The organism is Ruegeria sp. HKCCD7303 (assembly GCF_013111185.1).
Classification (GTDB): domain Bacteria; phylum Pseudomonadota; class Alphaproteobacteria; order Rhodobacterales; family Rhodobacteraceae; genus Ruegeria.
This window is the reverse complement of the sequence record NZ_WVRE01000005.1, coordinates 274,231-295,084: the sequence shown is the minus strand read 5'-3', so window position 1 is coordinate 295,084 and position 20,854 is coordinate 274,231. Positions and strand designations below refer to the sequence as shown.

The window sequence follows — 20,854 nt, the reverse complement described above, 5'->3', positions numbered from 1 at the left end:
CGGAAGCGATCGTAGATCTATTTGGCCGACCTAAAACTTTGCAACGAAACCGTGTCAACTCTTCGGTCAGTAAGAAACTTTGCAACAGATCCCCCTAGATAGCACAATTTCTTGCTTAAGCTTATTTTAATGATCATTTTTTAAACTTATTGCACGTTACACGACACCTCACGTAAGCGCACCTTTTCTCACTCTTGGAGCATTAAGAGCCAAGTCGTAGCTGAGCGCTGGCAGAGAACGAGGCAAGGACGGTGTTGAGTACCCTGCCCTAGACCAAGGTTCAACTTGACCAAAACGTAACTCAAACAAAAAACTCCGCTCTGCGGCTGCCAATATTTGCCAAAACCTTTTGTCTAGCACATGACAAACCTTGCTGCGTGGCTGGACCCCCCAAAAGAGTTGCACAAGTTGGATGGTCTCTAACTGAAATCAATATCGTAAACCGCCAGACTCCACGCCCCGAGCTAAAGGCAAGAAGCATAGGAAAATCAGTGGAGCATCACATGAGTGTTTCAAAAAAATTGCTGCGAGCGGTGGTAACGTTATCCTTAGAAGGGCTGCATTCCAGAGGATTGGTTTAATCGCCAGCTTCAAACTTTGGCTTAGTTCCACGTTTGTGCGCTGCTTTGCGAAAAATAGTTTCTGCCTCAGCATAGGCCCTCAATGCCCGCTCTATCATACTCAAAACGAACTAGCTTGGCCCGATCCTGGATGCCGATACTGGCCCCGGCTTAATACGTCTCCAACAAAAAAGGCGCGAACTGCAGTCCGCGCCTTTGATAGATTACTGCCCTAATTCTTACCCGTGGGTAAGGTCATCTTCTTCAGGCAAAGCTTCAATAAAAGCGGCGATCGCCTCTTCCAGTTTGTTGCGATCCACCCGCGTGAAGTCCAAGTTGTATTTCAACTCAATACGCCCGCTGGAAGCAGAGCATTTCGCAACCCCTGCCCGGCCGGTTACTTGAAACGTAGTTTTCGCACGCCGAGGCTTACTGGAGCTTTCACCCTTAGGCTTCTTGTCTTCGCTGGCCTCTGACGCCCCTAAAAAAGACCTGAGAATCGCGACCTCGCGAACGCCGTCACGATCCGGTTCGCTCATCAACGTCTCGCTCACCTGCCGCACAAGATTTGGCGTTGCATCGAACTTGCGTTTAAGTTCCACGCCGACATTTCGCGGAATGTCATTTGGATGCATCAGCACTTTGTCCAACATCCTCAACAAACTGGCAAACGACCTGATATAGCTGCGCTTGGTGTAGCTTGCCGACTTGAACAACGTGGAAACGGCCTTGTCCACGTCCGGGCAATCATTTGACGGGTTTTCTGCATACGCTCGTGCGAGTGCGCCCATTTCCGCAAATGAGATATCCTTACGGATCAAGTTTTCATCCACCATGCGACGGTAGCTGTTGTCGAGGTCACTAGCCTCTGAAATGCCCGCCGGAATTCGGGCGTACACGTCCTTACCCGTTTCATCGAGCAATGCTCGATAAGCAGATAGGCGACGCATCCCTTGGATGAGTTCGAACCGCCCATCCGAACGACGTTCAAGTCGGATTGGATTGGACAGCCCAATGTCCCGAATAGAATCCTTGAGCTCGTCCAACTCTGGATCCGGTCCAGGCTTGCGATCTCGTGTCAGCTTTTCGGTCAAGACATTGGCCAGAGGTACATGTTCAGTGACCAAACCTTCGTTCCGAAGGCGGACCAACTCATGTGCCAGGCGATCGTTTTCTGCTCGAATGGTTTCTTCTGTCGATTGCTGATCCCGCAATGCATCGGCATTTTCAGAAATCGCCGCTGCCATCGGACCTCGGCGCTTCTCAAGAACTTTGTCCGGCACTTTCCCGACAGGAATGTCGTCCATTGCCGGTATGTCGATATCGAACATTCTGCGCTTGCGGCTCATGCCTCATCCTCCAGCTTGTCCCAGGCCGACAACATGACGCCCCGGAATTCTTCATATACGTTGTCAAATGTCGAACGCGCTCGACGCCAGGTTTCCCGTGTCATCTCGCGATAATCCATTTCATAAACCGAGCTAAGAAAGCGGCCCGACTGCTCAACTGCGCGAGTCATTTCCACCGGGTGCTCGGCGACGTGCTCACCAAAGACCTTTTTGAAAGCCTCGAACATCGCATGGTGAAGAGCGTTACCCGGCTCATATCGTGTGAGTAGGAACCGCAACTCACAAAATGTTTTCGGCAAGCCGATCTTACCCGTGGGTAAGGTTTTGTCGAAGCCGTAAGCCAGATCCTCCAGCGCCTCGGCAAGCTGACCTATGAAAGACGTGGTGGAATCGTACTCCCAGTATCCCGGGCCCGATGGAATATAAAGCATGTCAGCAGCAAAGACGGCATTCATGGATTGATAACCAATGGCCGGAGGACAATCGAAGATGATCAGGTCATAGGCATCATCGGGGATTTGATCCAGATATCGCGACACAGCCGCAAAGAATGACCACTCAGGGTTAAGATGCCGATACTGCGCCGAAGCAAATTCAACGAAGGCAGCATTGGCACAGGACGGGATCGCGTCGATCGTGGACCAGGAAGTCTTTCTGATGAAGTCCGAGATTCTGAGGTCACCAAGACCCATATCTGTAATTGACGGCGGCAGTTCACGGCGGGGTAGGGCAGTCCCTGATTGCGCGGCAACGGGGCGATTGTTCATACGTTCCGTTTCACGGATTAGATCCCGGGCCATGATGCCCCAGACAGTATAATCCTCGGCCACATCCGTAAGACCCATCGAATGGCTCAGCGTCGCCTGTGGGTCAAAGTCCACCACAAGCACACGATACCCATCCAGTGCAGAGGCGTGCGCAAGATGTAACGCCACGGTCGATTTTCCAGCTCCGCCCTTGAAGTTGGCAACAGCAGCGCGAATGGCGCGCTTGCCTTCGGGGCGCGGGGGCATCAGGGACTTCCGGTTCACCTTGAGACGTCGTCGCAACTCGTTCACCTCTTCCAGGCTGAACCACCTCTGGCGCCCATCCGGCTCGACCTCGCCACTGGGCAGGGACGGATCCGCCGCCAATTTGCCGCGAAAGGTCGACTGGTTGACTCGGAAGATCAGCTCGGAAACCTCCCAGCTTGAAAACCGGCGGAGTGTCTTCTCCATTTCGGGGCTAAAAGTCTGCTGGCGAATCCAGCCCTGCAGCTTGAGGGATTGGTTGCGCAATGCGCTCAGGTCTTCGTGCGTGTACATGCCTCTGATCTCTATATTTGGAACGTAAATTTCTGTTCGTTTCCTATTTACGACCGATTTGCACTTTACGCAAAAGAAAATATCATGAAACTGCAACCTTACCCACGGGTAAGAAAACAAGGCGTCTAAGCGCAAAAGCGATTCGGGAGCTTCGGCCGCGCCGCTCAGCGAGTCATGTACCAAGAACCTCGTTATTTAGGGGGACAGGGAACTGTCAAATCCTATATATAGGGGGACATTAGAACTCTTTAAGGGGACATGCAGCATGTCCCCCCTCACCAATAATTCACCAAATTCTTTTCTTTTTTGAAGGATGACCGACCTAAAGGTTGCCTCGATTTCAGACTCTTCTTGACAGAATCGAAGGTTTGGACGCTAATTAGGCCAAGATGGCGAAAAGCGTTGGATAACAGCGCGAACATGGCGGGATAAACCCGTCTGAGGCAGAAGAAGCGGTGAGAACGGGTATGCAACTGGCTAAACCGGTCGGGCGTAATGCGGCGGCCTTAAAATACGATATACTCTCTGCGCTGACCGTTCACGCCTTGTCAGGAGATAAACACCGACAGCGTAGTGTTCTGCGTATAATCGCCTTGATTACGATCAGATATAACTGGCGCAGCAATGAATTGTCGATTGGACGCGAAGAAATTTCGCGCCTTTGGGCAGTGAACGAAAGGACAGTAAAGCGCGAAATGTCCAAATTTCGCGCATTAGGGTGGGTATCCGTCAAAAGGCCTGCGGCGCGTGGCAGAGTCGCCGTATACGAGATTGACCTCAAACAGATCATGATCGACACGCAAGAGGTGTGGCCGATCATAGGTTCGGACTTCCATGCGCGTATGATGCATAAACCGGAGCCGGAAACAAATATTGTGCCGTTCACGATGAAACCCGCGCCCACCGAAGATGGCGAGAGCGATGTCTGGTCACAGGTCCAGTCGAATCTTCATGAACGAGATCCAGAACTGTGGGCAAGCTGGTTTCAACATTTATCCGAAGCTGAGCGGGCAGGGGGGACTGTGACCCTCGTTGCTCCTTCGCGGTTCATGGCTGATTACATTTCTCAAAAGTGGAACCAACGTTTGCTCGCAGCCTATAGCCGGGTCGATCCCAGCATTAGAGTTGTGCGGGTGGAGTCGGCGGAGTGAGGGGCATCCGCCCATACTGGCGCAAGCCATCTGACCAACAGGAGAGCTCGTCCATGTTTCTGAAAAACTGCTGGTATGTCGCCGCTTGGAGCAAGGATATCGGGCGCGAACTGAAGGCCGAGACCTTTCTAGGCGAAAACATTGTGTTCTACCGCCAGCAGGACGGCACCCCCGTCGCGCTTGAGGATGCCTGCCCGCATCGCAAGCTGCCGCTGTCTAATGGCAACCTGATTGGCGATGTTGTGGAATGCGGCTATCATGGTCTGAAATTCGACTGCTCGGGTAAATGCACCGATAGCCCGACCCAGCGCGGTATGACCCCGCGTCGAGCGGTTGTAAAATCCTACCCGGTGGTGGATCGCTATCGCTTTCTGTGGATCTGGATGGGCGACCCGGATCTGGCCGATCCTGACAAGATTTTCCCGATTGATAACTTCGATGACCCAAGCTGGGGCAAAACCGATGGCGGGGTGATGGATATTGACTGTCACTACCTGTGGGTCTGCGACAACCTGTTGGACCCCAGCCATGTAGCCTGGGTTCATGTGTCGTCCTTTGCAGGTGCAGGCACGGATGAAGAGCGGTTGGATGTGAATAGAACAGATCGAGGCGTAATCGTTTCGCGCTGGATCGAGAACAAGCCGCCGTCGCCTTATTACGCGAAACTGGTGGCCTTTGACGGTGATTGTGACCGACTGCAGCACTATGAGATGTGTATGCCTGCGATCGGGCTGAACAAATCCATCTACACGCCCGTCGGGACCGGAGGCTATGATAAGCAACCGGTTGCTGAGACATTCATCAACATATCTTACAACTTCATGACCCCGATTGATGAGGATCGAACCCGGTATTTTTGGTTCCAGCACCGCAATTCCGATCCCGACAATGCCGAGGTGTCCAAATTCATGAATGATGGCGCGCGGATGGCGTTTCTTGAGGACAAAGAAGTGTTGGAAAAGGTTCATCTGGGCATGAAATACGCCAAGACGCCCCATATTGATCTGGGGCTGGACGCGGGGGCCAAACTGTTCCGGAAAGCTTTGAACCGCGCGATTGAGGCTGAGGCTGGACCGATCGACATGGTTGAGCGGTTGTAAGGCTTGCTGGTCGGTTCTGAAACCCACTAGGCATCGAGAGGAAAGTGAAACCGGGGATGCACCGCATCCCGCCGCTCGAATCCGCAAGCCAGGTAGGCGGCTTGGGCTTTTGAATTGTCGGGGTGGGTGCCGACCATCATGTAGGAGCAGGACAGCGCGCGCGCCTTGTATATTGCGCCTTCGATCAGCCGCCGCCCGACGCCCATGCCGCGATGGGGCCGTTCGACAAAGAGGTGGTGCATGTCGATACCACGACGACCCAGCTGCAATTGGCTGAGCGGGCTCAGAACGGTATAAGCTTCGCGACAGTAGCACAGCCATTACTTTCTCGAAGTAGGAAGAGTTGGAAGCTTGTCTTCTAACAAACTTCGATCATACGAAAGTGGCTGACTGCACACTTAGCAGACAGGTTCTGAAGTCAATATCAGCGTCGGCAGGTAGATCGAGTTCCAAAACTGTCAGCGCCCAAAGCCGCCCATCGCGGCAAGCCCCAACCGCAGTTTATCGCTCAGAAAAGGTGAAATCCAACCCAATTAGCGGAAGCAGAGACAGTTCAATCTTTGGCGTGGATGATTGTTCAGTCTGACAGCAATTGAACAACTTGGTCCGTTTCAGGTCTGCGTCTCGATTGTTCTGGCATTTCGATCACAAGAGAGCGACCTGTATGGCAGGATTGACTATGCACGGGCGTCAAAGCACCAGAAGCTAAAGCTTCTTCGATCAGACACATGTGTCCGATCAACATGCCTGCGCCGGCCTTGGCCTCTTCGACGGCAAGGCTGTAGAGCGAAAACTGAGGTCCACTTTGATCATCGCGCAGTTTATACCCAGTATTTTGGGACCAAGTGGACCAATCGTCTTTCCAAGCCTGATCATGCAGTAGTGGAATGTCTTCAAATCCGTTTCCGCCTCGGGCGCGATCCAGAAGCGTAGGCGCGCAAACCGGAGCGATAATGTCCTTGCAAACAGCGATCTGCCTTGGCGATCCATCCGTCACGGCGAAGAAGATCGACAAATCGAACAGCTCACGCCCAAGAGTGGGCGGAGTTTCCATGGCTGTTACAGAAAAAGTGATGTCTGGCAGTTGAGCTCTGATCTGACGCAGACGCTTGGGCAGCCAAAGTTGGGCAACACTGGGCAGGGCTGCGATGTGAAAATCGGCCTTGGGCTTTAAGTTGCGCAACGCTCGGGCCGCATCGGCCACTTGGTCAAAGGCCGAGGTGAAATCCGCGACAAGTGACTGCCCTTCAGGGGTGAGCTCAACGCCCTGGGCATTGCGGCGAAACAGCGGGGACCCTGCCCAACCTTCCAGTGTTTTTATGTGTTGAGATATCGCGCCCGGCGAGACGCTCAACTCTTCGGCTGCCGCGGCAAAGCTTACGTGGCGCGCAGCAGCCTCAAAGGCGCGCATGGCGTTCAGAGGTGGTCCTTTCGGGCGATTAGGAACAACGCTCATTTCAGAAGCCTTAGTTTTTCTACGCCAAGAAATATCAATTCTGCTTTGCGATGTCACGCGGCAGTCGTCACATTGAGAAAAACAGGAGATCGTCAGATGACACTTGCGCAAAGAGATTGGGTGCCCGCCGTAAGCGAAACCTTGGTTCAGGACATCGCAACAAAGGCCGCTGCGACACCGTCGGGTGATCTATTGGCCCGGATTGAGCATTTGGCAGAGGAAAACCGTCGCATCCACGAGAAAGAGTGCTTCAACCTAAACCCGGCAACCAATGTGATGAACCCCAAAGCCGAACTGCTTTTGTCTTCAGGCATTGGGTCGCGACCTTCCTTGGGTTACCCCGGCGACAAATATGAAATGGGGCTGGAAGCAATCGAAGAGATCGAAGTTATCGCCGCAGAACTGTGCGCCGAGGTTTTTGATGCCCAGTTTGCCGAAGTTCGCGTGCCTTCAGGCGCCATTGCCAACCTCTATGGGTTTATGGCGACTTGCAAACCAGGCGACACAATAATCGCTCCTCCCGCCTCAATTGGCGGGCACGTTACCCATCATGTAGCTGGTTGCGCCGGACTTTTTGGTCTGCGAACAATCGAAGCACCTGTGAACGCTAATGGCTACACCGTCGATCTGGATGGGTTGCGCGAACTGGCGAAGTCTGAGAGGCCCAAGCTGATCACGATTGGCGGCAGCCTTAATCTGTTTGAACATCCTGTGGCCGAGGTCCGCGCCATTGCGGACGAAGTAGGAGCATGGGTTATGTTCGACGCCGCCCATCAGTGTGGCATCATTGCCGGACGCGCGTGGTCCAACCCGTTGAAAGAAGGTGCGCATTTCATGACTATGAGCACCTATAAGAGCCTTGGTGGTCCGGCTGGGGGTCTGATCGTTTCAAATGAAGCCGAAATTGCGAAAGCGCTGGACGCGATAGCCTTTCCCGGCATGACTGCCAATTTCGATGCAGCCAAGACTGCTGCTCTCGCCGTCACGATGTTGGATTGGAAGGAATTTGGTTCGGCCTATGCGCGCGAGATGATCGCCATGTCACAAGCGTTGTCCCAAGCGTTGCACGAGCAGGGTGTTCCGATCTTCACTTGCCGGGATGGTTTTACAAATTCCCACCAATTCGCGGTTCTTGCGAAGGCTTTCGGCGGAGGTCAAACAGCATCCAAAAAGCTGCGGGCAAGCGGGTTCCTCGCATGTGGCATCGGCTTGCCGGTCGAACCCGTAGAGGCGGACATGAACGGCCTGAGGATCGGCACCCCAGAGTTGGTGCGGTGGGGTATGAGGTCCGACGACGCTGAGCGTTTGGCCGATCTGATCATGCGCGGCCTGAGTGGTGAAACTGTTCTAGCAGAGGTTTCCGACTGGCGCAGAGAGTTCGACCAGCTGCATTTCGTGAATTGAGATCAAAGCGGCCGTTTGAGTTGACCTCTCGAATTCCGGTCGCTTTGACAACATCCTTGGAGACGGCAAAGGGACGATTTGCCGCCGATCGTACTTGTTGGGTCGAGCGGGCTGTACAATGTCTGTCATCACCGTTAAGGGCGTGATCTTTCTTCTGCAAGGTGATCTATGCACAACCCCTTCGACCTGCCCAAGACGCTTTCGCAGGCGTTGACCCAAAAGGGTTACAGCGAACTAACACCCGTTCAAGTCGCGGTGACACAGCCTGAACTGGGCCAGCTTGATCTGTTGGTGTCAGCGCAAACCGGATCGGGAAAAACGGTGGGTTTTGGCTTGGCGATTGCGCCAGATTTGTTGGACGGCGATGGCCGATTTGATCGCCCCGCGTCCCCTTTGGCTTTGGTCATTGCGCCCACACGTGAATTGGCCATGCAGGTGCAACGGGAATTTGACTGGCTGTTTTCTGAGGCCGGGATCGTTACCGCATCCGCCGTTGGTGGCATGGATGCGCGTGCTGAACGCAGAGCGATCGAGCGCGGCGCGCATGTCATTGTCGCCACGCCCGGTCGACTTAGGGACCATGTCTCTCGGGGTGTGATCGATCTGAGCGATCTCAGGGCTGTCGTCCTGGATGAAGCGGACGAAATGCTGGACATGGGGTTCTCGGAAGATCTGGAGTTCATTCTGGACCACACGCCTGAAAACCGTCGCACATTGCTATTCTCGGCAACGGTGCCGCGCGGTATCGCCAAGCTTGCCCAGACCTATCAAAAAGATAACGCTCGCCGCATTGAGGTCGGCAACAAAGACGCCCAGCACGCGGACATTTCCTATCTTGCGCTGTCTGTGGCCCCGTCTGATATCGAAAAGGCAATCATCAACCTTTTGCGTTTTCATGATGCGCAAACGGCGATCATCTTTGCCAATACCCGGTCTATGGTGGCCCGCCTGACAGCGAAGTTTTCCAACAGAGGGTTTTCCGTGGTTTCGCTTTCGGGTGAACTGAGCCAAACGGAACGCACCCATGCCTTGCAGGCGCTTCGTGATGGCCGCGCGCGTGTTTGTATCGCAACAGATGTGGCTGCGCGTGGCATTGACCTTCCCCGGCTTGAGCTTGTGATCCACGCAGATCTGCCATCCAATGCGGAATCTTTGTTGCACCGGTCCGGGCGGACGGGCCGTGCCGGACGAAAGGGTACATCCGTACTGATTGTGCCGGGGCGTCAAAGGTCAAAGGCACAGCGCCTATTGAAATCCGCCAAACTGGAGGCCGAATGGGGTACGCCACCCTCCGCCGAGGCGGTGCTTGCGCGCGATGAAGAAAGGCTGATGTCCGATCCGGGATGGGGTCAATCTCCAAGCGCCGAAGAACAGGCCTTTGCCCAACGCCTTTTGCAAGAACGCTCTGCCGAGAAAATTGCTGCGGCGTTTCTGCGGCTCTACCGCGAGCGCAATTCCGCGCCCGAGATTTTGGGTGATGTGCCCGAACCGGGTGCCCGCAAAAAACGGGACGCTTCGGATTTCGGGCCCAGCACTTGGTTTTCGCTGTCTTTGGGCCGCAAACAACGCGCCGAGCCGCGATGGCTGCTGCCCATGCTGTGTCGTAATGCGGGGATTTCCAAAGATGCAATTGGGGCCATTCGTGTTCAATATCAGGAGACATTCGTTGAAATCCTGACCGATGCCGTGCCTGCGATGAAGAACGAGCTTGGCCCAGAGCTTGACCTTGAGCAGGGAGCGCGTTTGACCGAATTGCCCGGCGTCCCGGATTTCGACGCCTCACCAAAAGGTCCCCCTGCGGCACCAAAGACGCCGCGTGCAGATCGCAAAAAGGACGTATCGCGTCGCGACTCTAAGCCCGCTGTGGATCCAAACGCCGCTGAATCCGAACAGAGCGCGAAAAAGCCCTCAAAGCGCCAGGATAACGTTGACAAACCACAGTCTGGCAAGCCGAAGCGGAACCATGGCAAGAGCCAGGGCAATCCTGAGAAGAAAACAACCGTCAAAAGCAACGGTATCGAGACCAAGCGGCGCAAGAACGCGGCTGATCCGTCAAAACCCATGGGTTCTCGGAAAGAACGCGCCAAGGGCCGGCAGGATGGCGACAAACCCAAACGCTTTAAGGTGCGCGCAGGAAAAGGCCCGGATGCGCGGCCGATGCGCAAAGGGTCACGGAAAAAGTGAACCCCATTGTTGCTTTCTGGTGGCATTGCAAAAGGTGCATCAGCCGAGCCATATGATGGATGCGATAAGCCGGGTTGGGATCCAACTGATCTTAAAACCCAACCCGGCGCGTCTTTGTGATCATTTGCCTATTCGTACGGTTTCGCCGCTTTCTATCGCTTTTTGTGCCGCATGCCCCATCCGTACGGCCCAAAGACCGTCCTTCAGGCTGACGTCCGGTTTGGCCTTTTCACCGCGCAGCACGGCCAGAAACCCTTCGTGCTGATAAAAGGTTGACCCATTGTGGTCTCCGGCCGCCAATATTCTGGCGTCTACGGGTACATCTATTGTCGTGGGCCCCTTGGGGCTGCGGGGGCTTACAATAACTTTGGGCACTGGTGGTTCCCCCAGATGATCCGGCCAGAAGCGCCCTGGGCCGGGAACCAGCGCCTCGACCTTGGCCTTGGCTCCAACAGCCGAAATTTCTTCCTGATACCGGGAGCCTTCTGCAAACATGCACAGCTCTAACATGGCCCGTGCGCCCGAGGCGAAATCGACAATGACGTACCCGTGGTCCAGAATATCGGGTGTTTCGCCTTCGTAGCTTTCGTCCAGATGGTTGACGGCTTGTCCGCCGCTTGCGGTCACACGCACCGGGTCGGATTGCAGGATCAAGCGCATGAGGTCGAAGAAATGGCAGCATTTTTCGACAAATGTGCCCCCGGTATTGCGATTGAACCGGTTCCAGTGGCCGACCTTTTCCAGAAATGGGAAACGATGCTCGCGGATAGACAGCATCTTCACGCCACCTGTTGCTTCCGCCTTGTCGATCAAAGCAGCAATAGGGGGCATGTATCGGTATTCCATCGCAACCCAGATGGGGCAGGGATAGCTACGCTCAACCTCTTCTAACCGGGCCGCATCCTGTGGGTCGGTGAACAACGGCTTTTCCACCAACAACGGCAGGGGTCGCGTTTCGGCCACTTCGCAGATCTGGTCTACATGCAAGTGATTGGGGCTTGCGATGACAAGGCAATCCAACTCCGCGACTGCCAGAAGCTCTTTGACCGAGCTCACCATCGCGGCATCCGGTGCGATGGCTTTGGCAGCCTTTGCCATCACCGGATCCGGCTCAAAAATCGCCGCCACGCGCGTCCGTTCCAACAGGCCGATATTGTGCAAGTGCTCTTGCCCCATCATGCCGCATCCAATCAGCCCGTAGTTGATGGTTCGGGTCATGCGTGTTTCCTTTTACTTCAAACGTTGGACGTAGTTGGCCCGATCTGGGTCGAACCATGTTTTTGAGAATTCAACGGGTTCAGCGGTCTCTGACCAGCTGAAACGCTCGATATACCCCACTGTTTGGCCTGCTGGTTTGGTGAAGCTTTCGGGCGTCCAATCGGGAAGCGATTGGACCGAGACCCTGTCTTCGGCCCGAATGATCCAAAATCCCAATTGGCGTTGATAGTAGCGGTAAAGAGAGTCGGACAAGAGGGTCGGGTCGATCAAACCTGCTGATTCGTCCAGCCAGATTTCTTCGACGGCTATGATTGTGTCATTCAAGTAGCGCATCCGACGCACGCGTGATCCGCGGGTTGACTGTCCGAACGGGGGCAGATCGGAAGGTTTTTCCAAGTGATCCACCGACAGGATATCCGCGCGCGGCAAGCCGCCACCTTTAGGCAATTCAAGCCGGAACATTGCATAGACGCTGTTCTGTGTTCCTGTTTCCCGAATGTAATTGCCCGAGCCCTGGATGCGCTCGAGCATCCCCTTTTTTTCTAGCTCGGCGAGCGATTTTCGCAGCGTCCCGACCGAGACATTTAGTTCTGCGGCCAGCTCGCGCTCGGGTGGCAGGCGCTCGCCGTCTATCAGCCGACCCGCCGCGATGTCGCGGATCAGAAGCTCCGCAATCTGGATGTAAACCGGAAGGGCATTTGGGTTTCGATTAGCAGAGGGCACAGTCAGTCGCTTCACTTAGTCGCGGAAAAAATTGATACACTATTGATCTACATCAAAGCGATTGCTACGCAAGAGAAAAAGCAAACGCTGCGCGGAGACCGACTCAGATGACTATCGTCCCCATCACTTCCCCTGATCTGGCTGCGGCAGAGGTCTCGTGGTTTGCTGCGCTCTGCTCGGACGACTACCAGTTCCTTGGAGTGCCCGATGGCGATCTGCGGTCCAGTTGGGCGCATTGTTCCGGCATCGTAAAAGAGGCCGAAGCGCAAGGGTTCCGCAATATCCTGTGCCCATCCTCTTATCAGGTTGGCCAGGACACGCTGAGCTTTGTCGCGGGCTGCGCCCCGATCACTGAAAAGATTAATATGTTGGCTGCCGTGCGGTGTGGTGAGATGCAGCCCATCATGCTGGCCCGCACCATCGCTACGCTGGATCACATGCTGAAGGGGCGGTTGACGGTCAACATCATCTCATCGGACTTCCCCGGTGAGAAAGCCGATAGTGCGTTCCGTTATCAGCGATCGCGCGAAGTGGTTGAGATTTTGAAACAGGCCTGGACACAGGATGAGATCAATCACGCCGGCGAAGTGTATAACTTCTCGGGTCTGACAACGGATCCTGCGAAACCCTATCAGACTGGCGGGCCACTGTTGTATTTTGGTGGATATTCACCTTCGGCTTTGGATTTGTGTGGTGAACATTGCGACGTCTACCTGATGTGGCCCGAAACCAAGGATCAACTTGCCGAACGGATGAAGGCCGTTCACGCTGTGGCCGAGAACTACAACCGCACGCTGGACTACGGCTTGCGTGTCCACATGATCGTCCGCGATACCGAGGCTGAGGCACAGGAATATGCGGATTACATCGTCTCGAAGCTGGATGACGAATACGGTCGCGCCATTCGTGAACGGGCGTTGGACGCGACGTCGCTGGGTGTGGCGCATCAGGCCAAGAACCGCGATCTGGCAGATGAGTATGGCTATGTCGAACCCGGTCTCTGGACTGGTGTTGGCCGGGCGCGGTCTGGCTGCGGTGCTGCTCTGGTCGGATCGACCGATCAGGTTATGTCGAAGATCGAGGAATATCAGAAGATGGGCATCCGCGCTTTCATATTCTCGGGCTACCCGCACATGGATGAGGCCAAGCACTTTGGTGCTCGGGTGTTGCCCAACTTGAAAACCTGCTCGCTGCCCGAAGCTTACGGGCGCGTGCCAGCAACGACCCCAGCGACCCCACTGGGCAACGGAGAACGCCGCTGATGCAACGTGTGAAACTATCTGACTCGCTTGAGATGAGCCGTCTTGTCTATGGCATGTGGCGGCTGGGCGATGACAGCGACACGTCCACAGGGCATGTGGTAGCCAAGATTCAGGCTTGCTTGGACCAGGGCATCACCACCTTTGATCAGGCTGATATCTATGGCGGTTACGCAGCTGAGGCCGTTCTGGGCAATGCCTTGCGCGCCAACCCAAGCTTGCGCCAGAAGATGGAGATCGTCACCAAATGTGACATCATCGCCCCGGTGGGCCGTTACGCGGATGCGAAGGTGAAATACTACGACACGTCGCGCGCCCATATTCTGAAGTCGGTCGATACCTCGCTGACAGAAATGGCCATTGACCATATCGACCTGCTGTTGATTCACCGCCCTGACCCGCTGATGGACCACAATGAAACTGGTGCCGCTCTGGACGAGGTTGTCGCCAGCGGTAAAGTGGGCGCTGTGGGTGTATCGAACTTCCGCCCGTGGAACTGGTCGCTGCTGCAATCGGCGATGAAGACCAAATTGGTCACCAACCAGATCGAGATCTCGCTGGGCGAGATCAGCCCTTTCACCAATGGCGATCTGGCGTTTCACCAGCAACACGGCCATCCGCTGATGGCGTGGTCGCCGCTTGGTGGAGGCCTGTTGATGGCCGGAAACCCTCCGGTCGGCGTTGTGGCCGATGAAATCGCAGCCGAGTTCGGTGTGGATCGCGCCGCCGTCGCTGTGGCTTTCCTGCTGGCACATCCGGCCAACATCCTGCCGGTTCTGGGAACCAACAATCTGGATCGGATCAAACGCGCCTCGGACGCGTTGAAAGTCAAACTGGATCGCGAAACCTGGTATCGCCTCTATGAGGCGGCACTGGGGCATGAGGTACCATGATGAACGCAATCTCAAAGGACATGAACCACACCTTCGTTCCACATAAGGACGACACCCGTACCCTGCGCGACGCCTTTGGTCGCTTTGCCACTGGGGTGACCATCGTCACCTGCGACAGCGCGGATGGTCCGGTCTGTATTACGGCCAATAGTTTCTCATCCCTGTCATTAGACCCGCCGCTGATCATGTGGGCGGGTGACCGCAATTCGCGGCGCTTCCCCTATTTCCAAGAGGCCCGTCATTTCAGCGTTCACGTACTGTCATCCGAACAGGCCGAGCTGTGCTTTGGCTGCTCCAAGGATGCCTTCGCCCTGCGCGACATCGCGCATGAGCGCTGCGAGAACGGAACGCCGTTGTTGTCGGATTGCCTGGCGCGGTTTGAATGCGAACAACATGCATATCACGATGCGGGCGATCACGTTATTGTTGTGGGAAAAGTTCTTAGGGTCAGCATGGCGGACGGAGACGCGCTGACCTTTTATGCCGGGAAACTCGGCCAATTCGCGCAGCACTAAGCGCGATCTGACGGTCGTGGGACATACCCGCGGCTGAACAAGGGAGGATCCGCATGGGCGGACTGGCATCGGTGCTTGCGCCGATTGCATTCGTGAACGAAACCGTGCTGCGTCTGGGCCGCGCGGTTGGTGTCGTTGCTATTGCACTCATGGTCATTGCAATCCTGATTCAGGTGTTCTTCCGATATGTTCTGGGCAATGCGCTGCCCTGGCCGGATGAGGCCGCGCGGTTCTGCATGTTGTGGATGACCGGTCTGATGGCCCCCACGGCGTTTCGGCGCGGGGGTTTTGTGGCCATTGATATGCTAGAGCGCTTTTTGCCGCGCATTATCGGCCAAACGCTGAACCTGTTCTTGCTGCTAATCTCGCTTGCCGTGCTGCTGGTCGCTGTCAATATCGGCTGGTCCGAAGTGACTGGCTTTGGCGGTAGGTTCGCCACCGCAGCGCTATACCTGCCCACATCTTTCGGGTTCGACGAATGGTACCGCATCCCGCGTAGCTGGATGATGGCCTCGCTGTTGGTGGGGATCATCTTGCTGATCTCGGTGAATATCGAGTTGATCCTGCGATCTTTCATCACTCTGCTGGGCGGAGGTCACCTGTTGCCCGAAATTCCTGATGCGGCAGTGGGGGCCGAATAAATGCTGATCTGGTTCCTGCCCACCTTTCTGATTTTTCTGCTGATCGGTCTGCCGGTCTTTTTCGCCCTTCTGGCCGCGCCCGGTATCCTGCTGTGGCTGAATGGCCAAACCAACGACATCACGCTGCTCTACCGCAACGTCTATAACGGCATGGACAGTTTCCCGCTGATGGCGATCCCCTTCTTCATGCTGGCCGGAGAGCTGATGAACCGAGGCGGCATCACCATCCGTCTTGTCGAGTTTTCACAGGCGCTTATGGGCCATCTGCGTGGCGGTCTGGCACATGTGAACGTGCTGAGTTCGATCCTGTTTGCGGGCTTGTCCGGCTCGGCAGTCGCAGACACCTCCGCCCTAGGGTCCATGCTGATCCCGGCGATGGAGAAACAGGGTTATACCCGTAAATTCGCTGCGGCGATCACAGCGGCAAGTTCGGTGATCGGACCGATTATTCCGCCCTCGGGCATCATGATCATCTATGCCTACGTCATGGGCGAAAGCGTGGCTGCCCTGTTCCTCGCGGGTATCGTCCCCGGTGTGATGGTTGGTGTCGGCCTTATGCTGATGATCAAACTGATGGCTGACAAATATGACTTCCCGGTCGCCAGCCGGAAATACACCTGGCCCGAGCGTCGTCAGGCCAGCCTTAAAGCCTTCTTCCCGCTGATGACCCCGGTCATCATTCTGGGCGGTATTCTCGGCGGTATTTTCACCCCGACCGAGGCTGCAGCCGTCGCCGTAGGCTATGCTTTCATCATCGGCTTCTTCGTTCTGCGCACTTTGACATGGAAAGAGGTGCCCGAGGTTCTCAGCAACGCAGGCATGACCTCGGCCGTCGTGCTGCTGCTGGTTGGTGCGGCGATGGCGTTCAAAACTGTGGTCAGCCTCAGCCATGCGCCCGAGCAATTGGCTTCACTGATACTCAGCCTTTCGGAAAACCCGCTGATCCTACTATTTCTGATCAATCTGCTGCTTTTCATCGTCGGTATGTTCTTGGACGCCGGTCCCGCGATCATCATTCTCGGGCCCATCCTTGGCCCGATCTTCACCAGCCTCGGTGTTGACCCAATTCACTTCGCCATCATCATGAGCGTCAACCTGACCGTTGGTCTGGCCACCCCACCGATGGGCTTGGTCCTGTTCGTGGCCGCCGCCGTGTCACGCGAACGGGTTGAGACCATCGCCAAAGCGATCCTGCCATTCCTGGCGGTCGAAATCATAGTGATCTTCCTGATCACCTACATCCCCGCACTATCCATGACCATCCCGCGCATAACGGGGTTTGCCAACTAACTGAGTTCCACAGGGAGGAAACGCATGCTCAGAAACTTTATCAAAACCGCAGCGGTGGCCACATCGTTGGTGGCCGCGTCTGCCGTGGCCGCCACAGCCGCAGACTACACGCTGCGCGCCACTGCCAATTCGAACGAAAATGACGAGGACTACGACGGCCTGATCGTCTTCAAGAACTATGTCGAGGCCGCCTCGAACGGTGCGATCGAGGTCGAGCTGTTTATCGGCACGCAGCTATGTTCGAACGGGGCCGAGTGCTTGCAAGGTGTGGCAGACGGAACCATAGACATCTACATCTCCACCTCCGGCGGTGCGTCGGGCATTTTCCCATACGTGCAGGTTCTGGATTTGCCATATCTGATGGCCGATGACCGCATTGCAGAACATGTTCTGTCCGGTGACTTCACCCGTACCATGCGCAACATGGCGCTTGAGGACTCGGGCGGCGCGATCCGTTTGATGACCATTGGCAACACCGGTGGCTGGCGCAACTTCGCCAACACGCAGCGCCGCATTGCCGAGCCTGCGGATATGGAAGGGTTGAAAATCCGCACCGTGGTTGCTGACCTGCCGCAGGAATTGGTCAAAGCGCTGGGCGCCTCGCCCACCCCAATCCCGTGGCCCGAACTGTTCACCAGCTTCCAGACCGGCGTTGTTGAAGGGTCCAAGAACGGCATCACCGACATCATGGGCATGAAATTCCCGGATGCGGGTCTGCAGTACGTCACGCTGGACGGGCATGCATACATGGGTGCGCTGTGGTGGATGAACAACGCCAAGTTTCAGGAGATGCCCGAGGACATGCGCCGCGTCGTCGTTGACGGCTTCTATGCGCTTCAACAGGCTACCTTTGCCTCACCCAAGCGCAAGTCGATCCAAGCCTATGAGGATTTTGTCGCCGGTGGCGGCGATCTCTATGTGCTGACACCTGACCAGAAGGCTGCGTTCAAAGAGGCCGCAACGCCGGTCTATGACTGGTTCCAGTCCAATGTTGCCCGTGGGGATGAGATCTTTGTTGCGTTGACAGATGCGGTGGCGGCGGCTGAGGCCGATGTGAACGCGTCGCGCGATGCGGATCTGAACTAAGCTTCCGGGTCGGGCCCCTTAAGGCCCGGCCCTTACCGAAACGGGTACATCCACCCTTTGTAGTCGTTCACCAGAACATGCGCCCTTTCGATCTGCTCCGGCGACATTTTCTTGATTACTTCCTCAAGGCTGATCGCTGCGTCGGGATCGCCGCCAATCGCGCTGAGCGTGTACCACATGTAAGCCCTGACCAGATCAGGCGCGGGCATCCCAAGACCCAGCTCATAATACCAGCCAACCCCCGACTGGGCCCCCGGATGCCCCTTCATCGAGGCGCGCAGATACCATTCGAACGCGCGCTCATAGTCCCGTTCGACGCCCAGGCCCAGCCCGTACATCACGCCGATCAATTCCTCGGCCTCGGCATTGCCCGAGCGGGCGGCGGGCAGCAGTTCTTTGCGCGCGGCCTCAAACTCGCCGGCCTCCATCAAATCGCGCGCCTGTTCCAGTTCGGCGAGCGCCGGGCTGGCAAGCAGACAAAGGGCAAGTACAAACTGGCGCATGGGGTTGCTTTCCTCTTGGCCGGGAGCGCGGCGGCACAGGATGTGCCGCGCCCTCTGACAGATGATGATTTCCTGCCTTTTGATATGGAACAGGCCGCCATCGGTCATCAACTGTTTTACGACCCGATCCTGTCGGGCAATCAGAATATATCCTGCGCGCATTGCCATCATCCGGACTTCGGGACTTCAGATGGGCTGTCGCTTGGCATCGGGGAAGGCGGTGAAGGTCTGGGACCGGACCGTACTCCGGGCACGGGCGCAGACAGAATCCGAAAGCGTATCCCGCGTAACTCACCGGGGCTATGGAATCTCGGGGCGAAAGGTATCCACACGGTGTTTCACGATGGCCGCCTGAGCATCTCGGATGTTTATGAAAACGGGTTCAACTCACCCGCGCAGGAATGGTTGCCTGAAGGGTTGAACTCTTTGCTAGCCGCACAAGCGCTTTTTCCATTGACCGCACAGTTCGAAATGGCGGGAAATGTAGCCGAAAACCAAGTGACCGGGGCCGTCCACGATCGGATCGACAAAGGTTGGCCGATCCTTGCCAAACGCGTAAGAACCGATCCGTTTTACGGACCGGCGATGGTCGCGGCGTTCGGAGAAATCGAAACAACCGAGGACATTACAATCACGCAGGTCGCCAATGCCTTGGCAGCGTTCATGGCCATCGAATGGCGCAGCACGGACAGCCCATTCGACCAGTATCTGGCAGGGGACATGAATGCGTTATCAACCGTTCAAAAAGACGGGATGGATCTGTTCTATGGTAAGGCAAACTGTTCCGTGTGCCACGCGGGCCCGTTGATGTCCGATCAGGAATTCCACGCTTTGGCCATTCCGCCTTTTGGTCCGGGCCGAACCCGTCAATGGGATCCGTATGCGCGCGACGTTGGTCTTATGGGTGAAAGCAACCGGTTGGAAGATGCCTACAGGTTTCGCACCCCCATGTTGCGCAACGTTGCTTTGACGGCCCCTTACGGTCACAACGGGGCTTTCCCCGACCTTGAAAGCGTCATCCGCCATCATCTGAACCCTCAGGCAAGCTTTGATGCCTGGACGCCCGATATGGCCGGGTTGCCTCAGGTTCCGTGGTTGCACGACGCTGACTTTCTGGTTTGGGATGATCGACTGGAAATGGAACGCCAACGCAGCAAAACTGACATTGATCCGATTGAACTCTCGGAAGTGGAAATCCAGAATCTGATCGCTTTTATGGACGCTTTGACAGGTTCCAGTGTGGATGCACCGATTTTTGGCGTGCCCAGTGGATTTGTTCCTTAGCTGTCCTTGTTTTCAGCAGGGGTCGACAAAGCCACGCCTTCAACCGTGACCCGGTGCATCAGGCGTCGAAAACCGTGATAGTCGTTGATTGCCTTGTGCCATGTGGCTCTGTTGTCCCACATCGTTATGTCGCCCGCGCGCCAGCGCACGCGGCATTGGAACTCGGGTTGTTTGCAGTGTTCGTACAGCATCGCAAGAATTGCATCAGACTCGTCTTTGCTGAGCCCTTCGATATGCGTTGTGAAGACAGGGTTCACAAAAAGACCACGACGCCCGCTGAGTGGATGTGTGATGACAATGGGATGGTGCGCATCTTGTGTTGCGGCGTCTGCGTTGCCTAATCGACCGCTCTTGGCGGCTTCGCTGTCTTGTATGGCGGCACCAAAGACGTGACGTGAAGAATGCACAGCAGTCAGCCCGTCTAGAAACTGACGCATTGGGGCCGAGAGTGCCTCATACGCGGCTGCCATAGACACAAACAGCGTGTCTCCTCCATAGGGCGGCATCTCAATCGCATGCAGGATTGATCCCATGGCTGGCGCTTCGTCATAGGAATGATCGGTGTGCCACCCTTCACCCACCGCTTCTTTCTGGCCCTTTTCTTTTAAGACCGTCGCAATCTCGGGATAGCCATTAACCGGTTTGAAGAAACGGTTGACGTTGATCGCGCCAAAGCTGCGAGCAAAGTTCAGATGGTCTTCAGGGGTGGCTGTTTGACCCCTTAGGACGATAACGGAATACTTGGCAAAGGCTTGGTGAATATCAGGAAATTGCCCGCTGTCTCGAATATCGGCGCCGTAGATTTCAGCGCCTAAGCCGCCGGTGAGTGGTGTGATGTCCATCGGGGTGCTCCTGCTTTTTCAAGATCAGGATAAAGGACGATTGGGCTTTGGAGAAACGGAATTAGCTAGTACTACGCCGTCGCGCATTCTGG

19 protein-coding genes are annotated in these 20,854 nt (G+C 55.7%); 11 read left to right on the top strand and 8 right to left on the bottom strand.

All coding sequences use genetic code 11. From position 1 onward, the window contains the following. Positions 1-799 precede the first annotated feature (799 nt). Positions 800-1,909: a ParB N-terminal domain-containing protein gene (locus GS630_RS15100; protein WP_171180547.1), complete on the bottom strand. Its 1,110-nt coding sequence runs from the start codon at positions 1,907-1,909 to the stop codon at positions 800-802. Further along, positions 1,906-3,213, bottom strand: a complete 1,308-nt coding sequence (locus GS630_RS15095; RefSeq protein ID WP_171180549.1) for an AAA family ATPase — start codon at positions 3,211-3,213, stop codon at positions 1,906-1,908. Before GS630_RS15095 ends, GS630_RS15100 begins: the two co-directional genes overlap by 4 nt. A gap of 467 nt (positions 3,214-3,680) precedes the next feature. Here GS630_RS15095 and GS630_RS15090 point away from each other — a divergent pair, with 467 nt between their 5' ends. Both GS630_RS15090 and GS630_RS15085 read left to right on the top strand, forming a co-directional pair. Continuing rightward, positions 3,681-4,364, top strand: coding sequence for a DnaA N-terminal domain-containing protein (locus tag GS630_RS15090; RefSeq protein ID WP_171621412.1), 684 nt, complete (start codon positions 3,681-3,683; stop codon positions 4,362-4,364). 53 nt (positions 4,365-4,417) lie between these two features. Further along, positions 4,418-5,464, top strand: coding sequence for an aromatic ring-hydroxylating dioxygenase subunit alpha (locus GS630_RS15085; protein ID WP_171621411.1), 1,047 nt, complete (start codon positions 4,418-4,420; stop codon positions 5,462-5,464). A gap of 26 nt (positions 5,465-5,490) precedes the next feature. Here GS630_RS15085 and GS630_RS15080 read toward each other — a convergent pair whose 3' ends face one another. Further along, positions 5,491-5,733 (bottom strand): N-acetyltransferase, encoded by a 243-nt coding sequence (locus GS630_RS15080; RefSeq protein WP_256368714.1) that lies wholly within the window; start codon positions 5,731-5,733, stop codon positions 5,491-5,493. A gap of 308 nt (positions 5,734-6,041) precedes the next feature. Further along, positions 6,042-6,920 carry a LysR family transcriptional regulator gene (locus GS630_RS15075; RefSeq protein WP_171621410.1) on the bottom strand — a complete coding sequence of 293 codons (879 nt, stop codon included), beginning with the start codon at positions 6,918-6,920 and terminating at the stop codon, positions 6,042-6,044. 96 nt (positions 6,921-7,016) lie between these two features. Here GS630_RS15075 and glyA point away from each other — a divergent pair, with 96 nt between their 5' ends. Beyond that, positions 7,017-8,324, top strand: coding sequence for a serine hydroxymethyltransferase (glyA, locus tag GS630_RS15070; RefSeq protein ID WP_171180556.1), 1,308 nt, complete (start codon positions 7,017-7,019; stop codon positions 8,322-8,324). A 168-nt stretch (positions 8,325-8,492) separates the two neighbouring features. Then, positions 8,493-10,508: a DEAD/DEAH box helicase gene (locus GS630_RS15065; RefSeq protein ID WP_171621409.1), complete on the top strand. Its 2,016-nt coding sequence runs from the start codon at positions 8,493-8,495 to the stop codon at positions 10,506-10,508. A 120-nt stretch (positions 10,509-10,628) separates the two neighbouring features. Here the strand turns inward: GS630_RS15065 and GS630_RS15060 are convergent, their stop codons facing one another. Together GS630_RS15060 and GS630_RS15055 are read right to left on the bottom strand one after the other, a co-directional pair. Beyond that, positions 10,629-11,726: a Gfo/Idh/MocA family protein gene (locus tag GS630_RS15060; protein ID WP_171621408.1), complete on the bottom strand. Its 1,098-nt coding sequence runs from the start codon at positions 11,724-11,726 to the stop codon at positions 10,629-10,631. 12 nt (positions 11,727-11,738) lie between these two features. Further along, on the bottom strand, positions 11,739-12,449 hold the full coding sequence (locus GS630_RS15055) for a UTRA domain-containing protein (protein WP_171621407.1): 711 nt from the start codon (positions 12,447-12,449) through the stop codon (positions 11,739-11,741). A 107-nt stretch (positions 12,450-12,556) separates the two neighbouring features. On the opposite strand from GS630_RS15055, the gene GS630_RS15050 reads away from it, so the two are divergent. From GS630_RS15050 to dctP, 6 genes are read left to right on the top strand one after another with little or no spacing between them, the layout of a single operon-like run. Further along, a complete protein-coding gene (locus GS630_RS15050) occupies positions 12,557-13,711 on the top strand; it encodes an LLM class flavin-dependent oxidoreductase (protein ID WP_171621406.1) in 1,155 nt (384 codons plus the stop codon). Continuing rightward, positions 13,711-14,601 carry an aldo/keto reductase family oxidoreductase gene (locus GS630_RS15045; RefSeq protein WP_171621405.1) on the top strand — a complete coding sequence of 297 codons (891 nt, stop codon included), beginning with the start codon at positions 13,711-13,713 and terminating at the stop codon, positions 14,599-14,601. The genes GS630_RS15050 and GS630_RS15045 overlap by 1 nt, the downstream gene beginning before the upstream one ends. After that, the gene (locus tag GS630_RS15040; RefSeq protein ID WP_171621404.1) at positions 14,601-15,116 is read left to right on the top strand and encodes a flavin reductase family protein; all 516 of its coding nucleotides are present in this window, start codon (positions 14,601-14,603) and stop codon (positions 15,114-15,116) included. Before GS630_RS15045 ends, GS630_RS15040 begins: the two co-directional genes overlap by 1 nt. A gap of 53 nt (positions 15,117-15,169) precedes the next feature. Then, a complete protein-coding gene (locus GS630_RS15035) occupies positions 15,170-15,757 on the top strand; it encodes a TRAP transporter small permease (RefSeq protein ID WP_171236615.1) in 588 nt (195 codons plus the stop codon). Beyond that, a complete protein-coding gene (locus tag GS630_RS15030) occupies positions 15,758-17,047 on the top strand; it encodes a TRAP transporter large permease (protein WP_170337175.1) in 1,290 nt (429 codons plus the stop codon). It begins immediately after the preceding gene. Between the two features lie 24 nt (positions 17,048-17,071). Beyond that, complete coding sequence (gene dctP / locus GS630_RS15025; protein WP_171180569.1) at positions 17,072-18,133, top strand: TRAP transporter substrate-binding protein DctP; 1,062 nt, start codon at positions 17,072-17,074, stop codon at positions 18,131-18,133. Between the two features lie 32 nt (positions 18,134-18,165). On the opposite strand, the gene GS630_RS15020 is transcribed toward dctP, so the two are convergent. Beyond that, a complete protein-coding gene (locus GS630_RS15020; RefSeq protein ID WP_171095376.1) occupies positions 18,166-18,636 on the bottom strand; it encodes a tetratricopeptide repeat protein in 471 nt (156 codons plus the stop codon). Between the two features lie 15 nt (positions 18,637-18,651). Between GS630_RS15020 and GS630_RS15015 the strand changes: the two genes are divergently transcribed. Further along, positions 18,652-19,920: a cytochrome-c peroxidase gene (locus GS630_RS15015; protein ID WP_171180571.1), complete on the top strand. Its 1,269-nt coding sequence runs from the start codon at positions 18,652-18,654 to the stop codon at positions 19,918-19,920. On the opposite strand, the gene GS630_RS15010 is transcribed toward GS630_RS15015, so the two are convergent. Beyond that, positions 19,917-20,762, bottom strand: a complete 846-nt coding sequence (locus tag GS630_RS15010) for a TauD/TfdA family dioxygenase (protein WP_171236619.1) — start codon at positions 20,760-20,762, stop codon at positions 19,917-19,919. The genes GS630_RS15015 and GS630_RS15010 overlap by 4 nt on opposite strands. Positions 20,763-20,854 lie beyond the last annotated feature (92 nt).

Excerpts from the sequence above, each read along its gene's own strand:
- GS630_RS15100 (WP_171180547.1), bottom strand. The coding sequence starts at position 1,909 with ATGAGCCGCAAGCGCAGAATGTTCGATATCGACATACCGGCAATGGAC.
- GS630_RS15095 (WP_171180549.1), bottom strand. The coding sequence starts at position 3,213 with ATGTACACGCACGAAGACCTGAGCGCATTGCGCAACCAATCCCTCAAG.
- GS630_RS15090 (WP_171621412.1), top strand. The coding sequence starts at position 3,681 with ATGCAACTGGCTAAACCGGTCGGGCGTAATGCGGCGGCCTTAAAATAC.
- GS630_RS15085 (WP_171621411.1), top strand. The coding sequence starts at position 4,418 with ATGTTTCTGAAAAACTGCTGGTATGTCGCCGCTTGGAGCAAGGATATC.
- GS630_RS15075 (WP_171621410.1), bottom strand. The coding sequence starts at position 6,920 with ATGAGCGTTGTTCCTAATCGCCCGAAAGGACCACCTCTGAACGCCATG.
- glyA (WP_171180556.1), top strand. The coding sequence starts at position 7,017 with ATGACACTTGCGCAAAGAGATTGGGTGCCCGCCGTAAGCGAAACCTTG.
- GS630_RS15065 (WP_171621409.1), top strand. The coding sequence starts at position 8,493 with ATGCACAACCCCTTCGACCTGCCCAAGACGCTTTCGCAGGCGTTGACC.
- GS630_RS15060 (WP_171621408.1), bottom strand. The coding sequence starts at position 11,726 with ATGACCCGAACCATCAACTACGGGCTGATTGGATGCGGCATGATGGGG.
- GS630_RS15050 (WP_171621406.1), top strand. The coding sequence starts at position 12,557 with ATGACTATCGTCCCCATCACTTCCCCTGATCTGGCTGCGGCAGAGGTC.
- GS630_RS15045 (WP_171621405.1), top strand. The coding sequence starts at position 13,711 with ATGCAACGTGTGAAACTATCTGACTCGCTTGAGATGAGCCGTCTTGTC.
- GS630_RS15040 (WP_171621404.1), top strand. The coding sequence starts at position 14,601 with ATGAACGCAATCTCAAAGGACATGAACCACACCTTCGTTCCACATAAG.
- GS630_RS15035 (WP_171236615.1), top strand. The coding sequence starts at position 15,170 with ATGGGCGGACTGGCATCGGTGCTTGCGCCGATTGCATTCGTGAACGAA.
- GS630_RS15030 (WP_170337175.1), top strand. The coding sequence starts at position 15,758 with ATGCTGATCTGGTTCCTGCCCACCTTTCTGATTTTTCTGCTGATCGGT.
- dctP (WP_171180569.1), top strand. The coding sequence starts at position 17,072 with ATGCTCAGAAACTTTATCAAAACCGCAGCGGTGGCCACATCGTTGGTG.
- GS630_RS15020 (WP_171095376.1), bottom strand. The coding sequence starts at position 18,636 with ATGCGCCAGTTTGTACTTGCCCTTTGTCTGCTTGCCAGCCCGGCGCTC.
- GS630_RS15010 (WP_171236619.1), bottom strand. The coding sequence starts at position 20,762 with ATGGACATCACACCACTCACCGGCGGCTTAGGCGCTGAAATCTACGGC.